Source organism: Verrucomicrobiota bacterium (genome assembly GCA_016871535.1).
Lineage (GTDB): Bacteria > Verrucomicrobiota > Verrucomicrobiia > Limisphaerales > SIBE01 > VHCZ01.
In genome coordinates, this window is sequence record VHCZ01000448.1 from 1 (window position 1) to 1,958 (window position 1,958).

Here is a 1,958-nt window from a genome sequence, read left to right on the forward strand (position 1 = left end):
GCCAAAACCAAGCCTTTCGGTTTCATGCCGTTCTATCCCGGACCTGGCCTGGGCGGGCACTGCATTCCGATCGATCCGTTTTACCTGACCTGGAAAGCCCGTGAATTTGGCCAGAATACGAGGTTCATCGAGCTCGCCGGCGAGATCAACACCGCCATGCCGGAATACGTGGTTAATCGCGTGGCCGAAGCGCTCAACGATCGCAGCAAACCCGTGAAGGGAGCAAAAGTGCTGGTCATTGGCCTGGCCTACAAACCTAACGTGGACGACGACCGGGAGTCGCCGAGTTATCATTTGATGGAGTTGTTGAAGAAGCGAGGCGCAGAAGTGGCGTACTACGACCCGTACGTTCCTGTGATTCGACCAAGCCGCGAGCATAGTGATTGGGCTGGGCATCGTTCAGTCGCTTGGAGCCGGGAGACAATTTCACACTTTGACGCGGTGTTGATCTCGACTGCGCACGACGCAGTGAACTACAAAGACCTTGCCGACTGGGCATCCTGTATCGTCGATACACGGAACGCCCTGGCTGACATCAAAGTTAAGACCGGGCAAGTCTGGAAAGCCTAGGGCAGAACTCCAAGCCTTGCCCCCAAGCCGGAAAAGTATTTGAGCCGCAAAGGGGCGCAGAGATCTCAAAGTGGGAAATGTTGGGACGTGTAGAGGGTGATCATTTACGCCACAGCGGGTTCGCCCGCATGAATGAATTGTGGTTTCTTTGTGATCTCTGCGTTCCTTTGCGGCTAACAATAAACTGCTCTTTTCGATCGGAACACAGGTTGATGCACGAAGCCCCCAGTGAAAAACCGAGAATGGATCGCCTGGCTTCCGCTTATCCTGATCATCGGTTGGTGGCTGTACGATCTTCAATTCCAATGGCGCGCGCTTGTCGAATACCAGTTTGGATGGCTGGTGCTTGTGCTGACGGCGTATCTGGTTTGGGAACGTTGGTCCTCAATTCCAACGACGGATCGTCCCGTGTCCCTCTGGCTTTCCAGCGCGGTGGTCTTGATGGCAACTCCGTTCGTCCTCGTGGCCGAACTCTACAAACAGGCCATCGCGAACACGCCCGCCGCCAGCTTTTCTCTGAGCATTGGCTGCGCGTTTTACGTGATCGCCAATGTGCTTTACCTTCGGGGCTGGAAGACTTTTCGCCACTTTCTCTTCCCTCTGGCGTTCTTTTTCCTTGCTGTGCCGCTGCCGGGAATCCTCTGGAGCCCGGTTGTGCTCGCGCTGAAAGAAACGATCACGACGCTCGACGTCGAAGCGCTAAAACTGATGGGGATTCCCGCCGTGCAACAGGCCAACGTCATCCGCCTGCCCAACTGCACGGTGGGCATCGACGAAGCGTGCAGCGGCGTCCGGAGCCTGCAATCGAGCATTATGGCCGGCTTGTTCATCGGGAACCTGACTTTCAAGCGCTGGGGATCGCAGGCGACTTTTCTCCTGGTTGGAATTCTCCTGGCGCTGACGGGAAACTTTCTACGGTCCCTGTATCTCTCGATCACCGCGCATCGCCACGGGATCGAAGCGTTGGAGCGGATGCATGACGCCGCCGGCTGGAGCATCTTTGCTTTTACCGCGGCAGGGTTATCAGTGGTTGCCTGGCTTGTGAAACGGTTGGAGAAGCGCGCCGAAGAACGTAGGACAGGCATCCTGCCTGTCTCGGTCTGCCGGATCAGAAAAGGCTGTGCTGTTGGGAATAGGAGGGATTAGGCATGACTCAAACCTGGTGGGGCAGATTCAATCTGGTTCTCCGAAAGCGGCTGGTCACTGAGCGCGCCGGATGCTTACGATATGCTTAAGGTGTGCTTAGGCAGTGCTTAGAGCGTGTCCGAAAATTCCGCGGGGTCCTGTTTTCGCGCCAAAGGCCGGATGGCGAGGCGCGACGAAGGAGAATATCCTCCCTGGATCTTCGACTGAGGAGCAACGAAGCCAGGCGGCCTTTGGCGCGAAAA

General features: G+C 56.4%; 2 protein-coding genes. Both read left to right on the top strand.

Translation table 11 applies throughout. The features are described from left to right. Nucleotides 1–570, top strand: a 570-nt coding sequence (locus FJ398_27455) for a nucleotide sugar dehydrogenase (GenBank protein ID MBM3841613.1), incomplete at its 5' end; no start/stop codon positions are given. Between the two features lie 228 nt (nucleotides 571–798). Further along, the gene (locus FJ398_27460) at nucleotides 799–1,716 is read left to right on the top strand and encodes an exosortase/archaeosortase family protein (protein ID MBM3841614.1); all 918 of its coding nucleotides are present in this window, start codon (nucleotides 799–801) and stop codon (nucleotides 1,714–1,716) included. Nucleotides 1,717–1,958 lie beyond the last annotated feature (242 nt).